Source organism: Halogeometricum sp. S3BR5-2, assembly GCF_031624635.1.
GTDB lineage: Archaea > Halobacteriota > Halobacteria > Halobacteriales > Haloferacaceae > Halogeometricum > Halogeometricum luteum.
This window is the reverse complement of the sequence record NZ_JAMQOQ010000001.1, coordinates 1,094,245-1,109,938: the sequence shown is the minus strand read 5'-3', so window position 1 is coordinate 1,109,938 and position 15,694 is coordinate 1,094,245. Positions and strand designations below refer to the sequence as shown.

The following is a 15,694-nucleotide window of genomic DNA, read 5'->3' as shown; positions in this document are numbered from 1 at the left end:
ATTATATATACTGAAATCTGACAACGATACTTCGATGACGCGTACCGCCCGAGTCGGGGAGGTTCGATGAACGGTTCAGCGGAGAACGACGCGAGTCCGAACGAGGTGGCGGCTGGAGACGTGCCGCCGCCCCTTCCCCCGAACGACGGGGACGCGTGGTACGCCCCGGACGTCCGAACGCAGTACGAGGTAGTCCCGGAAGTCGTCGTCACCGTGCGCGACGGCGACGGCGTCGGCTTTCGATACGAGGTGTCCGAACCCGGTTTGGGTCCGCGCGAGGAGTCCGCCTTGCGGACCGTCGACGACCACTTCTCGGTCGTCAACCGCCGCCGACCGCTGACCCGCGAGGGCACCGCCGAACGCGCCGAGGCCGGCGTGCCTCCGAAGTATCGGCGCGTGTTCGACCGCCTGCTCGACGTGTCGCCCGCCGCCCGGCGCCGCATCGAGTACTACGCGCTCTGCGAGTTGCGCCTCCTGGGTGAGATGACCCCGTTGGCGCTGGACGACCGCATCGAGGTTGTCGACGTGAGTCAGGACGGCGCGGACGGAACGCTCGTCGTCCACACCGAGAACTACGCCCCCGCGACGACCAGTTACCGGACGGACGCCGAATTCGCGGACCGGGTAGCGGGCGAGCGACTCCGTCACTACACCGTCCCGTTCTGCGGGTTCGACGTCGACGTGGTGCTGCACCGCGACCACCTTCTCGGCGACGACCGCTTCACGACGAAGTACGCCGTCCTCGAACCCGACCTCCTCCCCGGCGACGAGGAACTCATCGCCGAGTGCAAGGAGCGGATCTGGGAGGCCAACGCCGGCGAGGTGGTCGAGGACCGACGCGGGTTCGTCCGCGAACGCGCCCGTCAGTTTCTCTCGCGGCGCCTGACGGCGCGAAACACCCGCGCGTGGGTCGAGGCGACCGAGTACCGGGTCCGGTCGGCGCTCTCGGAGTACGGACTCGCCCTCCCGCCCGTCGACCGGCGGTTCGCCGAGGACCGGTTGGAGGACCTCGTCTACTACGTCCTCCGCGACTACGTCGGAGAGGGCGTCCTGTCGATTCCCATCCGCGACCCTGACCTCGAAGACGTCGAGGCGAACCGCGTCGGCGAACGCGTGAAGGTCATCCCGCGCGCCGGCGTCGTCGACGGCACCCCTATCGGCGGCGGTCGCGTCCCGACGAACCTCGCCTTCGAGGACGAGACGAGTTTCGTCAACGTCGTCACCCAATTGGCGGCCGCCGACGGCGTGGAGTTGAACGCGTCTCGCCCCTCGGCGAAGGTGAACCTCCGACCCGAGGGGGTCGAAGAGACGATTCGCTGCGCCGTCGCCCTGCCGGTCATCTCCGCGGACGGCCCGCACGTCTCCATCCGCAAGCAGGCCGCCGACCCGATGACGCCGGTGGACCTGGTCCGCCTCGACGCCCTGCCCGTCGAGTTGGTCGCCCTGCTGTGGATGCTGTACGAACACCGCCGCGTCGTCCTGTTCTCCGGGCCGACGGGCGTCGGGAAGACGACGCTCATGAACGCGCACATGCCCTTTATCCCCTACGACCATCGCCCGGTGAGCATCGACGAGGGGGCGCGGGAGGTCCGCCTCCCGCACGAGACGGGCATCTCGCTGACGACGCGCGAACACGAGTCGGAGTTCAAGCGCGTCTCGATGGCCGACCTGATGACCGAGGCCAACTACCTCAACCCCGACGTGGAGGTCATCGCCGAGGTGAACACGCCCGCGTCGTTCGAGACGTTCGCCGAGGTACTGAACACCGGTCACGGCGTCGTCGGGACGACCCACGCCGAGGACGTGGAGACGCTTGTCAACCGCGTCGTCGAACAGGGCCTCCCGGTCTACCTCCTGCGCGAATTGGACCTCGTGGTGTTCCCGCACCGCGTCGACGGGAAGCGCTACGTCGCCGAAGTCGTCGAACTCGTCGACGAGGCGGGGTACGACGCGCTCCCGCCGACGGCGCGAAAGGGGTCCATCGAGAAGGGCGGCCAGACGCTCTACTGGAACGCCGTCCTGTGGCGGGAGACCGACGGGTCGTTCGCCGTCGCGCACGACCACCCGCGACTCGGCGACGAGCACCGCCGCCTCTCGCACCGCGTGTTCCACCGCGTCGCCGCCGCGACCGACCGGGAGGTCGAAGCGGTCGAGGCCGAGTTCCTGCGGAAGCGGGGGTACGTCGAGTACCTCGTCCGCGAGAACGTCTCCGACTTCGACCGGGTGTTCGGCTTCCTCTCCGACCTCCGGACCGACGAGGCGGCGACGGTCGAACGCGTCCGCCGAAGGATGGCCGAGGGCGGAGAGGAGAGAAAGGACGAGGGGACCGGGTCGAGCGAGGCCAACGAGGCGGCTGAGGCCGGAGCGTCGGGAGCGCACCGGTGACCGAGACGGCCGCCCCGTCGACCGCCGCGCGCGACGACTCGCTGTCGGTTCTCGACCGCACTCTGTACGCCCTGTTCGCCCGCCACGCCGACGCTCCTCGGCACGAGCGTCACCGCCGCGACTACCGCGGGACCGACCTGCGCGTCGGGTTCGACCTGTTCCTCGCGCGGGTGTACGGCGCGTCGTGGCTGGCGATGCTCGCCGTCGCCGTCCCGTTCCCCCTCGTCGTCCTCGCCCTCCCGCGGCGGACGCTCGACGGGTGGGTCGCGTTCGCGGAAGCGGTCGTTCCGCTGGTCGGACGGACCCCGGTCCCCCGACTGCCGCCGGTCGTAATCGGCGTTATCGCCGCCTGTGCGGTCGGTCTCGTCGCTAAGCGCGCCGTCGTCGCTCTCGGCGGCCGGTACCTCCGGTGGGCCGCCGCGGCGCGCCGGTCGAACATCGACCGGACGCTCCCCGGCGCCGTCCGCTACCTGCACGTCCTCGCCTCCGGGAGCGACGGCCGGCGAGCGATGCTCCGCCGCGTCGCCGACACGCGGGCGTACGGCGAGACGGCCGTCTCCTGTCGAAAGGCGCTGAACACCGCCGCGATGACCGGCAACGTCAACGCCGGCCTCCGGCGCGTCGCCCGCGACACCCCGGCGCAGAACACGCTCGCCCCCTTCCTGCTGAAGTTCGGCGAGCACGCCGACCAGGGTTCGGACGCCCTCCGGAACTACCTCCGCATGGAGAGTCGGATGCTCGGCCACCGGGAGGACCGCGCGCGGCGGCAGGCGGAGGGCTTTCTCGAACTCCTCGCGGAGATATTCATCGTCCTCCTCGTCCTCCCCGCCCTGTTCGTCATCACGCTGACCGTCATGAGCGTCATCACGCCCGGCCTGTCCGCGACGGTGACGACGCCGGCGGGGACGACGACGCTCCGCGGCCTCGTCGTCTACGGCAACGGCGCGTTCATCCTTGTCGTCGGTCTGGGGGCATCCGTGCTCGTCGCCACGATTCGGCCGCCCGACCAGCGAGTCGGCTACGCCCGCCCGGCGACGACGCTCGGGATGCTCTCGACGGCGACGACCAACCCGGCGAGTGCGACGCTCGCCTTCGTCCCGTTCGGCGTCGCCGCCGGCCTCCTCGCGGCCGTCGTCGGCGCGGACGCCGTCGGCGTCGTCCTCGCGGGGTACGTCGTCTACGCCGTCTCGGTCGGCGCCGTCGCCGTCCGCCGGGCGCGCGTCGACGACGCGAAAGATAGAGAATTAAAGGACTTCGTCCACGCCATCTCCGGGCACGTCAGCCTCGGACGCCCGTTCCCGGAGGCGGTCGAACACGTCGCCGGAAACGTCGACCTGGGACCGCTCTCGGCCGACGTGGCCGACCTCGCGCTCAACCTCAGTCTCACCTCCCCGAACGCGGGGACCGACGAGGACCTCCGCACGGCCGCCCTCGACCGCTTCGTCGAACGCGTCGGGACGCCGATGGCCGAACAGACAATCGGACTCGTCATCGGCGCCCTCGACGCCGGCAGCGACACGGGAACGGTGTTCGAGATGCTACAGTCCGAGATTGGGAGACTCTACCACGCACGGAAGGCCCTTCGCTCGGGAATGGTCGTCTACGTCGCCGTCGGGTGGACGACCGCCCTGCTGGTCGTCGGCATCACGGTGGCGACGGGGTCGCACGTGTTCGACGGGTTCGCGCAGTTGTCGTCGATGGCGAACCTCGACAGCGTCGCTATCGACCCGAACGCCATCGACCTCGCGCGGGACCGCCACCGACTGTACGTGACGACGCAGGCGACGATGCTCGCCTCGGGGTGGTTCGCCGGCACGGCCAGCAGGGGCCGGTACGAGGCGCTGCTGCACTCCGGACTGCTGGTCGCCGTCTGCTATCTCGTCTTCGCGGGAGTGGGGTCGATATGACGCCGGATCGGGAGAGCACGGACCGGGCGCAGTCGGCCGTCGTCGGCGTCGCCGTCCTCCTCGCCATCACCGTCGTCGGTATCGGCGCCCTCACCGCCGCGGCGGGTGCGGTCGTCGAAGAGGGGGCGGCGGCGGCCGCGACCGCCCGGGTCGCCGACGGCGTCGACGACGCCCTCGACGCCGGCACCGTCGGGGAGACTGAGACCACGGTGAGACTCTCCGACGGCACGCTCCGGACGGCCGACAGAACCGTCCGCGTCCTGAACGGGTCCGGCGTCGTCCGGTCGGTGAGCGCCGGCGCGGTGGTGTACGAGTCCGGCGGCAGGCGCGTCAGCGCCGTCGCTGGGGCTGTGACGACCGATCCCATCGGTCGAAGCGGCGGGAGTTCGATGTCGGCGCCGCCGAGCGTCGCGGCCGCGAACGGGACGCTGTACGTCGGCGTCCCCGCGCTGAACGCCTCCGGAACGGACGCCGTATCGGCGCGGGGCGCGGCGCTCCCGGTGACGCTCCGGACCGCGCCGACGCACGAGCGGCGAGTCCTGCCGGCGGACCGGTACCGCGTGGCCGTCGAGACGACCGCACCCGACGCGTGGGAGCGTGGGTTCCGACAGCGGGGCGCGACGACGTCGCGCCGCGATTTCGACGGTGACGGCGTTCCGAGCGTCGTCGCCGCCTTCCCCGGCGAGCGAACCGTCCACCTCGTCGTCCACGACCTGCGTCTCAGGATGGAGGTGGGAGCGTGAGACGCCGCGGCGGGGCTCTCCGCCGACTCGACCGAGGCGTCCGGACCGACCGCGGCCTCTCGCCGGTCGTCGGGAAGTCGCTCGAACTCGGTATCGTCGTGCTGTTCGTCGCGCTCCTGAGCGCGTCGTTCTACGGCGGCGTCGTCCCCGGTTACCGGACGGCGGCGGCCGCCGAAGTCGGTGACCGCGCCCTCGTCGGGGCCGCGGAGCGAATCGAGCGCGCGGTCCCCGAACACGCGAGGCGCACCGACCGCCGCATCGCCGTCTCGCTCCCGGCGACGCTCCGAGGCGACCCCTATCGGATACGCGCCGTCTCGGACCCGGAGACGAGCGCGGCCGCGTTGGTGCTCGACCACCCCGACGCCGGCGTCGGCGGCCGAGTCGCTCTCTCGCTTCCGACGCGGGGAGCGGACGTGACCGGGACGTGGGAGAGCGCGAGAGATTCGTGGGTCGTCGTTCGTGGCGGGCCCGGGCGCGTCACCGTGTCGCTGGAGAACGGGGACGGCGATTCGGGTGACGGGGGGCGGCCGTGACCGTCGGCGCCGACCGGGCGCAGGCGAACCTCCTGAGCCTCGCCGCCGCGCTCGTCCTCCTGACGACGGCGACGGTCGGGTGCGTCCTCCTCGCGAACGTCGCACTCGCGGGCGCCGACACCGACCCCGACGCGAGACACGCCGCGGAGGCGCTTTCGGACCGACTGGTGGCCGCCGACGCGCCGCACGCGAGGCGGCCGAACGTCGTGTCGGCGACGAGAATTCGCTCGCTGACCGCCGCCGACGCGGACCGCCTCGCACCGTCGGTCCGCGGGCGCCCCGTCCGCGTTGCCTTGGGAGACGAGGTACTCGTCGAACGCGGCGACCCGAGCGGAGTTCGCGTCCGCCGTCTCGTCCGCGTCGAGCGAACCGCGACGCGGACGGCGACGGTGAACCTCTCCGCCCGGCGGCGCGTGTCGCCTCCGGACCGCACGCCCTCGGTCCGAATATCCGTCGCGGCGCGCAACGGGACGACTCTCACCGCGGTCCGCGCGAACGACCGCCTCGTCCTGCGCGACCCGGAGGGACTCTCCGGCGACTACGCGTTCCGCGTGTCGCGGACCGCCGCGCCGACGGTATCGTTCGAACTCGAAGGCGACGTCGGAGGCGCCGAGGGCGACGTGACAGTTCGCTGGACCGCGACGAACGCGACGGTGGAACCGCTGGCGGTGACCGTCGGTGACTGAGCGCCCGCGGCACCGGAGCCGAAATCGGAACCGGTCTCGGTTCGGAACCCGCCGGTCGTCCGCCGACCGGGCGCAACTCGCCACGCCGATGGTCGAGGTGACGGTCGGACTCCTGTTCCTCCTCGCCGTCGTCGCGGGGTTCGCGCTCGCTCCCGTCGAGACGGACGAGCGACGGGCGCTCGACCGAACCGCGTCGGACGCGCTGGCGATTCTCGTCGCCGAGGCGCCCGCGGGGGACGGCGCGAACCGTCTCGCCGTCGCCTGCGAGTCGCCGTCGTCGTTCGACGCCGAGGCGGACGCCCTCGACTCGCGGCTCGACGCGATGCTCCCGAACCCGCTCTCGTACCGCCTCGAGACGCCGCACGGACATGTGGGGTTGCCGCGTCCGACCGGCGTCCCGACCGGTCGGGCCTCGGTGACGACCGACGGCTGTACGGCGACGCTGTGGGTGTGGTACGTGTGAGCCACGACCGGGGGCAAGTCGTCCTCCTCGCGGCCGTCGTCGTCGCCGTCGCCCTCGTGCCGATGGCGTTCGCGTACGCGCAACTGTCGTACGCGCCCGGAGACGGGGCGAGACCGGCCGCCGACGTCGACGGCGTCAGACGCGCGCTCTCGGCGGCGTTCACCGGCGCGGCAACCGGCATTGACGGCGAGTACGGGTGGCGAAACCGGACCGCAGCGGTCGACGAGGTACGAGCCGAACTCGCGGACGATATCGGTCGGGTGGAACGCGCCGCCACCGCGGGCGGCCGGTCGCTCCTCGTCTCGCACAATGTCACCGAGGCCGAGGCGTGGGCCGCCGAGCACTGCCCCGGCGGTCGGGGACGCGCGTTCGGACCGTGTCGCGCCGACGGCGGCGTCGTCGTCCAACAGCGAGGGAACGACACCGCCGTCGTCGCCGCGGCGTTCGACCTCTCAGTCGTCTCCGCGGCGGAACAAACGAACGCGACGGTGGTCGTGCGCGCGGTGTGACCCCACCGATGACCGCCGACGTGCTCGACCGTCGGACACTCAACCGCGCGCTGTTGGAGCGACAGTCCCTCCTCGACCGACGCGACCTGCCCGCGACCGATATCCTAGAGCGCCTCGTCGGGATGCAGTGACGGTCGTCGAGTCTGTGACATGACCGGCGACCAACGAACTCGTCACCGCGAGCGGAGACGAAGGAGGCGCTCGAGGACGACCCGCTCGGCCGAGAGCTGACAGCAATTCAGAACGACCGGTTCTACCGCGGCGGGACGTTCGATCAGGGGATCACGCTGAACCTGTTTCAACTCGAGATGACGGCCAAGCAGGTGTATCCCGACCGGTTCGGCGAGTGGCCCGGGTTCGAAGAACAGCGCGTGCTGCCGGAGATTCCCGAAGCAGAGCGATTGTTCGACCGCGGGCGCGTCGCGGAAATCATCAACGGCAACGCCTGACGGTCGCTCACGTCCTCTCGGCGTTCACCACGCGGTTTGACGCGTCGGCTGGCCAAGCGAGATCAGTCGGGACGAACGCAAAGAGAGTCGCGAGCGGGTTCCGCTGTCGTTTACTCCCGGCCTTCATCCGTGGGCGCTTCGACGGGCGTTCGAGCGGGGAGCGCTCTCGCCCCCGAATCGCGCTCGACGAACAGCGTGACCGGTTCGTTCGGGTCGAGACCGTCGACGAGCAGTCCGAACTCGCCCTTCCCGACGAACGAGCGGACGTCGGGAACCCGCCGCTCCGAGGCCGAGCGTTCACAGACGAGTTCGAGCGTTCCGGTCGAATCGGCGCGCAGGCGGAGTCGAGCGATCTGTGCCATGAGTACGCGTACGCTCGCCGAGAGCATAGCCGCTCTGACCGGCGCTGTGACCCTCTACGACCCCTGCCGCACTATCGAAGCACTTCCGCGAGTCGACGGCGACCGCGTCCAACTCGGACCCACCTCACGGACGCGTCGCGGTCTCATCCTCGCTTCGCGTCGAACACCGTCGTCTCAGCGCCCAGTAGGCGACGCCCGCGGCCGCCGCGCCGAGAGCGCCACCGAACGGACCGCGGAGCGACCGGTCCTCCGCGCGCGATGCCCACACTCCATGCAGGAGCGCTCGTGCTCCGCGACCTCGCGTTCGACGAACTCCCCGAACTCGACTGCGAACCGCTCCACATCGGCCCAGTCGGTGTACTCGTAATCGCGCGTGGTGTCGCCGTCGAGACCCATCACGATCGCCGCGAGTTTGAACAGGGTTCGCTGCGCTCTGCCGTACCGAGAGAACGTCAGCGCGCCAGCGAACAGACCGACGCGGTCCGGCGCCCACCCGGTCGATTCGGTCAGCCCGTCGACGAACCCGAGGGCGCCGTCGCGCGCCCACTTCGTCGACACCGCCGAGGCGAGCGATAGCTGGAAGAACCCCGTCGGCAGCGTCGCCAGCGTCTCCCGGTGTCGCTCGACGAACGCCACCACCTCCGGTCGGTGCGCGCGGTTGTTGACGGACGACCCGACCAACACGGCGTCGAACGCCTCGATGTCCGCGTCGTCCGTCTCGAAGACGTGTCGCGTCGTCACGTCGAACCCCCGGTCCGCGAGCACCGACTCGACGAACGCCGCCACCTTCGCGGTCTGTCCCTCACCGGTGCCGTACACGATGAGTATGGAAGTCATCTCAGCTCACGATGTGCGGTACGGGCCGTGAGACGATAGCCTCGACATCCGTTTCTCGAAACCCGAGACGGTCCGAGGCGCGAGACAACGCGAGCCCGGATGCGATTCGCCCCTCGAACTACCCCGGAGACGAGAACGACACCGCGCCGTTAAGCGAGGCCGGGCCGTCTAACTCGTCGAGGAATCACAATGCTACGTTTCGAATTCGGACGGAGCGGACCCGCGTTCGACGCGACCCCCGGTGTGAGTGCTGACAGACCGGTCTCGGCCGAGGCGCGCGGCACTCACACGTCACTGGTCGGTGCGCGATGAGTCTCCTCGCTGCGGTCGTGGTGTTCGTGGTCGGACTCATCTCGGGCGTCGTCGTCCGAGCGGTCGCCGGCCTCGCGGCGATCATCGCGCTCCTGTTGGTCGTCTTCGGCGTGGCCGCACCGGATATCGGCCTCGTCGACTACGTGATTCAGCAGTATTATCTGGGCAACGAGCTCCTGTTTCTCGCCGGCTTCCTGTTCGGCATCGACGCCGAGCGGACCCGGACGGTCGTGAGAGAGCGGTAGGCGGGGACGCAGACTCGAACCCCGTCAGGTCGAGTCGATACCGACCGCTCCCGTCGCGTCGACGGCTTCGAGGGGTCGTATCGCGTTCGAGGCGAGCTACTGGCTCGTAACGTGGTGAGGTGGCGACAGCGAAAAACCAAATCGGTGGAGGGGTGTACTATCGACTGGCAACGATAGTACTCACCAGCACAACTACGAGGAACGACAGCGCGATGAGCGTGTACGGACGGGACGTGCGCGGCGACATCTTGTACTCACCGTAGGACGGGGCCGGGTTGATGGTTGATTCGCGGACGGGACCCCCCGTGACTGATGGTGGTTTTGCTCTCACCGCATCCCTACGTCTCGGCTGTGACGATATAACGTTCCCTTCCACGTGATATACTTGACGCAGTTTTATATATACTATACAGTAGGTCTGGGCACTTCATAACGCTACTTAGAGCAAACGAGTCGCTCAGCAAAGGAAAGCGTCATATCCAGCAGTCCAGAGCACGTCCGCGGGATGTCGGTAAACACTATCCCCCGTCTTGGACTGCCTTCGAGTTGAGTCGTGGAGCAACCGAGCCGTACGTCTCGTGGCTCGAGACGATCGCGTCACCACCGAATTCGACGAGATGGAGCGTTCGAAGGGTGTGAACCCGTGGTCTTCGACGTAGATCGCAGCCATGACGACCCCGTGACCGATTTAGAGGCGATATTCGACAGACCGTTGTCCTTTGTTCCACACTGAACGAGGTGTGTGAACCGACTAGAACAGCGTGCAAACGGACCGTTGTTCTATAACACTCGATAGATCACCGACTCACTTCGTGGCGATTGTCGATTTCCGCTGTGACATTTTCTCTCGGAGGTACGTACCGATGGCACCCGTAACCATCCCCTCGAATACGAATAGCGGAATGAGTATGAACATCGTCGCAACGGAGAAATAAGCACCAATAGATGTTGAAGCACTCCAGCTTCCTGTGAGAACGAAGGCCTCTAAGGTCATCAGTAGAAGAACGACACCGACAGTACCCACACCTCCGATGAGACCCGCTAGTGCTCCGTCAAACAATCCATCAGTCGTATCTCTTGCTCGGACTGCGACGATCACTCCGGCAGCAGTTCCCCAAAATCCAGCAGCGGCGATTCCAGCTAACAGGACAGAAAGAAGCGCCAATAAGGCGCTGACTGTCCCTCCAACTAACACTGCCCTTTTGTCCATATAACCTTGTCAACGGAAGCACATATAACAATAGTGTGTCGAATATTTTCTAATGCAACACCAAACGTATGACTTACATCGAGATTCGTCCCCGGAGGGACCGTTGTGAAGTAGCACGTCCATGCGCAGCAACGAAGCCGAGACATTCGAGTGACCGACTCGTGTTCACTATTCGGCACGCTCGTAGAAACCGCTCCGGCCACTACCAAGAGGCGAGTGCTGAATAGGGAGGATGTATCCACCAGAATCCGTTTATGCAATACACTCGAACGATGCGTATGGTCTCTCGTTTTCTCGAGGGAGCAAGGGAGGCCGTCCCTACGCTCAAATGGTGGGTTTTGGTGGTTCTTCTCACCGCTTTCTCGGCCCTTTTTCTCCCACTGTCGGACTCCCCGCTCTTCTTCGGAGCCTTTCTCGCGCTTATTCTGTGGATGGCCAAGAAATATCTCGCTTAGATGCCGTACTGGCAGGTTTGATTTTCCCATCGAGCGCCACACAGTACCCCGACTCGCGCTCTGTGGTCAGCACGTACGCAGAGACCAAAGCTACCTCTGTATTTGATGAACTGTCGCTCCCCTGTCCCGAGCGATTCAATTCTCTCATGCTGGGTGCCGGCCCGCGACCGACTCGCGCCCTCTATTCAGCACGGCCCCACCAAACGGTCAGTACCCGGAAATTCAGCGATTCTGGCGTGTTTACTCCTTCCCGGTCTGCCGTTTGATTACCACCTCGTCGACGTGGTCGCAACTCGGACAGACGTGCTCGTACGATATCTCGCCGCCCGTCGTCGCCGCCGTCCACTCCCCGTCGGCGTCGAGGTACCCGCACGCCGTACAGCGCATTCGGGTCTCGTTGTACCGTTCGCGGAGGCTGTCCAGCGTCGTGGTCCCGAGACGACTTTGATACGACATGTGATACCATACAGCGTCCGTAATGTTAACGGTTGCTCACGGCACGCTCGTCGGAGCGTCGCGACGCCTCGTTGAGAAGACGGATAAGCACCCCAATCGTACCGCAGAGCAGCATGGTAGACTTCCTATCCGTCGGCGGCGTCGTTCTCGCGCTGTTTCTCGTCGTGATGAACGGCGTGTTCGTCGCGGCGGAGTTCGCGCTCGTCAAGGTCCGTCCGACGCAGATCGACGCGCTGGCGGAGGAGGGGAAGGCGGGTGCCTCGCTCGTACAGGACGCCATCGACAACCTCGACGGCTACCTCGCGGTGAGCCAACTGGGAATCACGCTCTCTTCGCTCGGCCTCGGATGGGTCGGCGAACCCGCCGTGGCGGCGCTCATCGAACCCGTCCTCGGAAGCTACCTCCCGGAAGGGTCGGTCCACTTCGTCGCGTTCGCGCTCGGGTTCGGGTTCATCACGTTCCTCCACGTCGTCTTCGGCGAACTCGCGCCGAAGACGTTCGCCATCCAAGAGGCGACGCGCATCTCGCTCCTCGTCGCGCCGTTGATGAAGTTCTTCTACTACGTCTTCATGCCCGGCATCATCGTGTTCAACGGGACCGCCAACCGCTTCACGCGCCTGTTCGGCGTCTCCCCCGCCTCGGAGGGCGAGGAGAGCCACTCCGAAGAGGAGATTCGGATGATCCTCGCCCGTTCGGAGGAGACGGGCCGCATCGACTTCGAGGAGGTCGAGATGATAGAGAGCGTCTTCGAACTCGGCGACACCGTCGCGCGCGAAATCATGGTGCCGCGGCCCGACGTGGAGACGATTCGAGCGTCCATGCCGCTGTCGGAACTCCGGACCGTGGCCGCCCGCGGGCGCTTCACCCGCTATCTCGTCTTGGAGGACGACGGCGACCAGGTCGTCGGCTTCGTCCACGTGAAAGACCTCCTCAGGGCGGACGAACGGGAGGCCGACGAGTCGCTGACCGCCGGCGACCTCGCCAGAGAGGTGCTCGCGGTGCCGGAGACGCGCCGCATCGACGAGATTCTCACGGACTTCCAAGCGCGCGGGGAGGGGCAGATGGCGGTCGTCATCGACGAGTGGGGCGTCTTCGAGGGTATCGTCACCATCGAGGACGTCCTCGAGGAGATCGTCGGCGACATCCGAGACGAGTTCGACGCGCCGACCGAGGAACCGTCCATCGAGAAGCGCTCGGAGGGCGTGTACGTCGTCGACGGCGGCGTTCCGGTTCAGCACGTGAACGACCGGTTGAACACCGCCTTCGAGAGCGACGACGTCGAGACCATCGGCGGGTTCGTCTTCAGCCTCCTCGGGCGCGTGCCCGAGGTCGGCGACGAAGTCGAACGAGAGGGCCGTCTCCTCCGCGTCGAGGCGACCGAGGACGCCCGAATCGAGCGCCTCTCGATACGGCGCAGCGAGAGCGACCCGAACCGGAAGACGGACGGCGACGACCCGGACGGGGCCGGCGACGACGACGGCCGCGAGGCGGACGACGACGGAACGGTGCGAGCGGGGACGTGACGCCCGGTTGTCGACACCGGGAGCCGCGACGACGTTTATACCTCGGAGCGCCAATCTGTTCGGATGTCACGATACGAGGCCACCTTCGAGATAGACTCGAAAACCGATTCGTACGCCGCCCGGCGCATCGTAGAGCAAGTCTACGACACGATTCGCGAGGAGTCGCGGAGCGTCCGTGAGGGGACGGACGACGCCGCGGCGCTCCTGCGGGAGTTCGAGACGCTCCGGGACGCCGTGCGGGACCCGGCGGCGGGAACGCTGACCGTCACCTACGAGCGAGACGACGGGACCCTCGGGAACTGAGCGGGCCGCGCCGGCGTATACCAGCCCTTTTCCGCCGCCGAGTCTTCAGTTACGTATGTCTTCTTCCGCCGCCCCGCTCGGCAGTTCGGGGCTGGCATCCCTCCCCGTGACGGGGGAGATGCTCGTCGTCTTCGCGCTCATCCTCCTCGCGCTCGTGCTGTTCGCCACCGAGTGGCTCCCCATCGACGTGACGGCGATTCTGCTGATGGTGCTCCTGATGGTGCTGGAGCCGTGGACCCAAATCTCTCCGCGGGAGGGCATCTCCGGGTTCGCCAGTCCCGCGACCATCACCGTGCTGGCGATGCTGATTCTGAGCACCGGCATCAACCGCACCGGCATCGTCCAGACGCTCGGCCGGAAGATGGCCGCGTTCGCCGGGACCGACCGCAGAAAACAGCTCGCGGCGACCATCGGCATCACCGGCCCCGTCTCGGGCGTCGTCAACAACACGCCCGTCGTCGCCATCCTCGTGCCCGTCATCACCGACCTCGCACACGAGGGGAAGACGTCGCCGTCGAAGCTGCTCATGCCGCTGTCGTTCGCGTCGATGCTCGGCGGCACGCTGACGCTCATCGGCACGTCGACGAACATCCTCGCCAGCGACATCGCGGCGCGACTCGGCGCGGAGTCCCCCGGCCTCGAACTGCAGGCGTTCGGGATGTTCGAGTTCACGAAACTCGGCGCCGTCGTCTTCGTCGTGGGCGCGCTCTACCTCGGAACCGTCGGCGTCCGGTTGCTCCCCGAACGCGTCCCGGCCGAGGAGGACCTCGTCGAGGAGTACGAACTCCAAGAGTTTCTCACGGACGTGGTCGTCCCGGACGGGTCCCCGCTCATCGGGCAGACCGTCGCGGAGGCGCTCGGCGACGACGACCTCGACATCGACGTGCTGCAGCTGATTCGGTACGGCGAGCGGTTCGACGAACCGCTCGCCCGCAAGGAGATTCACGAGCAGGACACGCTCCGACTCCGGACCAACCGGGAGACGCTCGAACGAATCATGGACGCGGAGGGACTCGCGTTCGCGGGCGGCCCCCGGACCGAAAGCGACCTCCACCCCGGCGGGGAGGAACCGGTCCTCGTCGAGGTGGTCGTCCCCTCGGGGTCGTTCCTCGTCGGCGAGACGCTCGCGAGTTCGACGTTCCGCCAGCGCTACTCGGCGAACGTGCTCGCCTTCCGCACGCGGGGAGAGGTGGTCCGCGACCGGTTCGAGGACATCAAGATACGCGTCGGCGACACGCTGCTCGTGCAGGCGCCGCCGGACAGTCTGACCCGCCTCGTCCGCAACGAGGACTTCATCGTCGCCCACGAGTTCGACGACGTCACCTACCGGACCGACAAGATTCCCTACGCGGTCGGTATCATCGCCGGCGTCGTCGCCCTCCCGGCGCTGAACGTCCTCCCCATCGTCGTCTCGTCGCTCGCGGGGGTGGTGGCGATGGTGTTTACGGGCGTTCTCAAACCGAACGAACTCTACAAATCCGTCGAGTGGAACGTCATCTTCCTCCTCGCGGGCGTCATCCCCCTCGGCATCGCCCTCCAGCAGACGGGCGCCGCGGCCGTCCTCGGTGACGGTGTCGCCGCGACGGCCGAGTTCCTCCCCGTCATCGGCGTTCTGTGGGTGTTCTACCTCGCCACCGGGCTGTTGACGAGCGTCATCAGCAACAACGCGAGCGTCGTCCTCATGATTCCCGTCGCCGCCAGCGCCGCCCAGTCCGTCGGGGCGAACGCGTTCGCGTTCGTCCTCGCGGTGACGTTCGCGGCGTCGACGGCATTCATGACGCCCGTCGGCTACCAGACGAACCTGTTCGTCTACGGCCCCGGCGGCTACCGGTTCTCCGACTTCCTGCGGGTCGGCGCGCCCCTCCAACTGCTGTTGTCCGTGGTCACTGTCCTCGGCATCGCGTTCTTCTGGGACCTCGGCGTCTGAACCCCCGAGGATTCGTCGTTGGCGACGGCGTCGTCTGCGCGGACGCGCCGCTCGCGTTTAGTCGGGTCGGTAGAACGGCGTGAGAAGACGAATCGAACGCGAGCGGGCTTACGCCGCGTTCGCGTCCGGGTCTGCGTCTGCGTTCGTATCGTCCGCGAACAGTTCGTCGACGGCGTCCTGTGCGGCCAGCGCCGCCTCGTCGGCGACGGCGTCCGGGTCGGACTCCCCGTCGGCGGGAGCGTTGACGTAGACGTCGACGTCGAGGACGCCCTCCTCGAACGTCACCGTCACGTCGAAGTCCTTGACCTCGGACTGCTTGTAGCGCGCGAAGATGACGCCCTCGGCCGCCTCGGCGGCCGTCTCGACGACTTCTGCGTCGGTAGGCATGC

Annotated in this window: 18 protein-coding genes; 13 read left to right on the top strand and 5 right to left on the bottom strand. The window is 67.6% G+C overall.

Features of this window, described 5'->3' with window-relative positions:
• Nucleotides 1-66 precede the first annotated feature (66 nt).
• The 9 genes from NDI79_RS05780 to NDI79_RS05740 all read left to right on the top strand — a co-directional run bounded on the left by NDI79_RS05780 (nucleotide 67) and on the right by NDI79_RS05740 (nucleotide 7,675).
• Nucleotides 67-2,385: a type II/IV secretion system ATPase subunit gene (locus NDI79_RS05780; protein ID WP_310927486.1), complete on the top strand. Its 2,319-nt coding sequence runs from the start codon at nucleotides 67-69 to the stop codon at nucleotides 2,383-2,385.
• Nucleotides 2,382-4,292 carry a type II secretion system F family protein gene (locus NDI79_RS05775; RefSeq protein WP_425499571.1) on the top strand — a complete coding sequence of 637 codons (1,911 nt, stop codon included), beginning with the start codon at nucleotides 2,382-2,384 and terminating at the stop codon, nucleotides 4,290-4,292. The genes NDI79_RS05780 and NDI79_RS05775 overlap by 4 nt, the downstream gene beginning before the upstream one ends.
• Nucleotides 4,289-5,035: a DUF7289 family protein gene (locus NDI79_RS05770; RefSeq protein WP_310927485.1), complete on the top strand. Its 747-nt coding sequence runs from the start codon at nucleotides 4,289-4,291 to the stop codon at nucleotides 5,033-5,035. The genes NDI79_RS05775 and NDI79_RS05770 overlap by 4 nt, the downstream gene beginning before the upstream one ends.
• Nucleotides 5,032-5,568 carry a DUF7266 family protein gene (locus tag NDI79_RS05765; protein WP_310927484.1) on the top strand — a complete coding sequence of 179 codons (537 nt, stop codon included), beginning with the start codon at nucleotides 5,032-5,034 and terminating at the stop codon, nucleotides 5,566-5,568. The genes NDI79_RS05770 and NDI79_RS05765 overlap by 4 nt, the downstream gene beginning before the upstream one ends.
• Nucleotides 5,565-6,254 carry a DUF7263 family protein gene (locus NDI79_RS05760; protein WP_310927483.1) on the top strand — a complete coding sequence of 230 codons (690 nt, stop codon included), beginning with the start codon at nucleotides 5,565-5,567 and terminating at the stop codon, nucleotides 6,252-6,254. Before NDI79_RS05765 ends, NDI79_RS05760 begins: the two co-directional genes overlap by 4 nt.
• Nucleotides 6,247-6,717, top strand: a complete 471-nt coding sequence (locus tag NDI79_RS05755; RefSeq protein WP_310927482.1) for a DUF7262 family protein — start codon at nucleotides 6,247-6,249, stop codon at nucleotides 6,715-6,717. Before NDI79_RS05760 ends, NDI79_RS05755 begins: the two co-directional genes overlap by 8 nt.
• Nucleotides 6,714-7,226, top strand: a complete 513-nt coding sequence (locus NDI79_RS05750; RefSeq protein WP_310927481.1) for a DUF7261 family protein — start codon at nucleotides 6,714-6,716, stop codon at nucleotides 7,224-7,226. The genes NDI79_RS05755 and NDI79_RS05750 overlap by 4 nt, the downstream gene beginning before the upstream one ends.
• Entirely contained in the window at nucleotides 7,223-7,357 is a 135-nt protein-coding gene (locus NDI79_RS05745; protein ID WP_310927480.1) for a hypothetical protein, read from the top strand. Before NDI79_RS05750 ends, NDI79_RS05745 begins: the two co-directional genes overlap by 4 nt.
• 177 nt (nucleotides 7,358-7,534) lie before the next feature.
• Complete coding sequence (locus tag NDI79_RS05740; protein ID WP_310927479.1) at nucleotides 7,535-7,675, top strand: hypothetical protein; 141 nt, start codon at nucleotides 7,535-7,537, stop codon at nucleotides 7,673-7,675.
• A gap of 110 nt (nucleotides 7,676-7,785) precedes the next feature.
• Here NDI79_RS05740 and NDI79_RS05735 read toward each other — a convergent pair whose 3' ends face one another.
• Nucleotides 7,786-8,037, bottom strand: a complete 252-nt coding sequence (locus NDI79_RS05735) for a hypothetical protein (protein ID WP_310927478.1) — start codon at nucleotides 8,035-8,037, stop codon at nucleotides 7,786-7,788.
• Between the two features lie 174 nt (nucleotides 8,038-8,211).
• Nucleotides 8,212-8,874: a flavodoxin domain-containing protein gene (locus NDI79_RS05730; protein ID WP_310927477.1), complete on the bottom strand. Its 663-nt coding sequence runs from the start codon at nucleotides 8,872-8,874 to the stop codon at nucleotides 8,212-8,214.
• Nucleotides 8,875-9,182: 308 nt separating this feature from the next.
• Between NDI79_RS05730 and NDI79_RS05725 the strand changes: the two genes are divergently transcribed.
• Entirely contained in the window at nucleotides 9,183-9,431 is a 249-nt protein-coding gene (locus tag NDI79_RS05725) for a hypothetical protein (protein ID WP_310927476.1), read from the top strand.
• Between the two features lie 805 nt (nucleotides 9,432-10,236).
• Here NDI79_RS05725 and NDI79_RS05720 read toward each other — a convergent pair.
• Complete coding sequence (locus tag NDI79_RS05720; protein ID WP_310927475.1) at nucleotides 10,237-10,641, bottom strand: DUF5518 domain-containing protein; 405 nt, start codon at nucleotides 10,639-10,641, stop codon at nucleotides 10,237-10,239.
• 695 nt (nucleotides 10,642-11,336) lie between these two features.
• Complete coding sequence (locus NDI79_RS05715; RefSeq protein WP_310927474.1) at nucleotides 11,337-11,552, bottom strand: HVO_0649 family zinc finger protein; 216 nt, start codon at nucleotides 11,550-11,552, stop codon at nucleotides 11,337-11,339.
• A gap of 113 nt (nucleotides 11,553-11,665) precedes the next feature.
• Here NDI79_RS05715 and NDI79_RS05710 point away from each other — a divergent pair, with 113 nt between their 5' ends.
• The 3 genes from NDI79_RS05710 (at nucleotide 11,666) to NDI79_RS05700 (ending at nucleotide 15,305) form a co-directional block, all read left to right on the top strand.
• Nucleotides 11,666-13,075, top strand: a complete 1,410-nt coding sequence (locus NDI79_RS05710; protein ID WP_310927473.1) for a hemolysin family protein — start codon at nucleotides 11,666-11,668, stop codon at nucleotides 13,073-13,075.
• Nucleotides 13,076-13,138: 63 nt separating this feature from the next.
• Nucleotides 13,139-13,378 (top strand): hypothetical protein, encoded by a 240-nt coding sequence (locus NDI79_RS05705; RefSeq protein WP_310927472.1) that lies wholly within the window; start codon nucleotides 13,139-13,141, stop codon nucleotides 13,376-13,378.
• A gap of 118 nt (nucleotides 13,379-13,496) precedes the next feature.
• Nucleotides 13,497-15,305 (top strand): SLC13 family permease, encoded by a 1,809-nt coding sequence (locus NDI79_RS05700; RefSeq protein WP_310927639.1) that lies wholly within the window; start codon nucleotides 13,497-13,499, stop codon nucleotides 15,303-15,305.
• Between the two features lie 108 nt (nucleotides 15,306-15,413).
• Here NDI79_RS05700 and NDI79_RS05695 read toward each other — a convergent pair whose 3' ends face one another.
• Entirely contained in the window at nucleotides 15,414-15,692 is a 279-nt protein-coding gene (locus NDI79_RS05695) for a DUF3194 domain-containing protein (protein WP_310927471.1), read from the bottom strand.
• Between the last annotated feature and the right edge of the window lie 2 nt (nucleotides 15,693-15,694).

What these genes read in the sequence shown, in the direction of transcription:
- NDI79_RS05780 (WP_310927486.1), top strand. Translation starts at nt 67, where the DNA reads ATGAACGGTTCAGCGGAGAACGACGCGAGTCCGAACGAGGTGGCGGCT.
- NDI79_RS05770 (WP_310927485.1), top strand. Translation starts at nt 4,289, where the DNA reads ATGACGCCGGATCGGGAGAGCACGGACCGGGCGCAGTCGGCCGTCGTC.
- NDI79_RS05740 (WP_310927479.1), top strand. Translation starts at nt 7,535, where the DNA reads ATGACGGCCAAGCAGGTGTATCCCGACCGGTTCGGCGAGTGGCCCGGG.
- NDI79_RS05735 (WP_310927478.1), bottom strand. Translation starts at nt 8,037, where the DNA reads ATGGCACAGATCGCTCGACTCCGCCTGCGCGCCGATTCGACCGGAACG.
- NDI79_RS05730 (WP_310927477.1), bottom strand. Translation starts at nt 8,874, where the DNA reads ATGACTTCCATACTCATCGTGTACGGCACCGGTGAGGGACAGACCGCG.
- NDI79_RS05725 (WP_310927476.1), top strand. Translation starts at nt 9,183, where the DNA reads ATGAGTCTCCTCGCTGCGGTCGTGGTGTTCGTGGTCGGACTCATCTCG.
- NDI79_RS05720 (WP_310927475.1), bottom strand. Translation starts at nt 10,641, where the DNA reads ATGGACAAAAGGGCAGTGTTAGTTGGAGGGACAGTCAGCGCCTTATTG.
- NDI79_RS05715 (WP_310927474.1), bottom strand. Translation starts at nt 11,552, where the DNA reads ATGTCGTATCAAAGTCGTCTCGGGACCACGACGCTGGACAGCCTCCGC.
- NDI79_RS05710 (WP_310927473.1), top strand. Translation starts at nt 11,666, where the DNA reads ATGGTAGACTTCCTATCCGTCGGCGGCGTCGTTCTCGCGCTGTTTCTC.
- NDI79_RS05705 (WP_310927472.1), top strand. Translation starts at nt 13,139, where the DNA reads ATGTCACGATACGAGGCCACCTTCGAGATAGACTCGAAAACCGATTCG.
- NDI79_RS05700 (WP_310927639.1), top strand. Translation starts at nt 13,497, where the DNA reads ATGCTCGTCGTCTTCGCGCTCATCCTCCTCGCGCTCGTGCTGTTCGCC.
- NDI79_RS05695 (WP_310927471.1), bottom strand. Translation starts at nt 15,692, where the DNA reads ATGCCTACCGACGCAGAAGTCGTCGAGACGGCCGCCGAGGCGGCCGAG.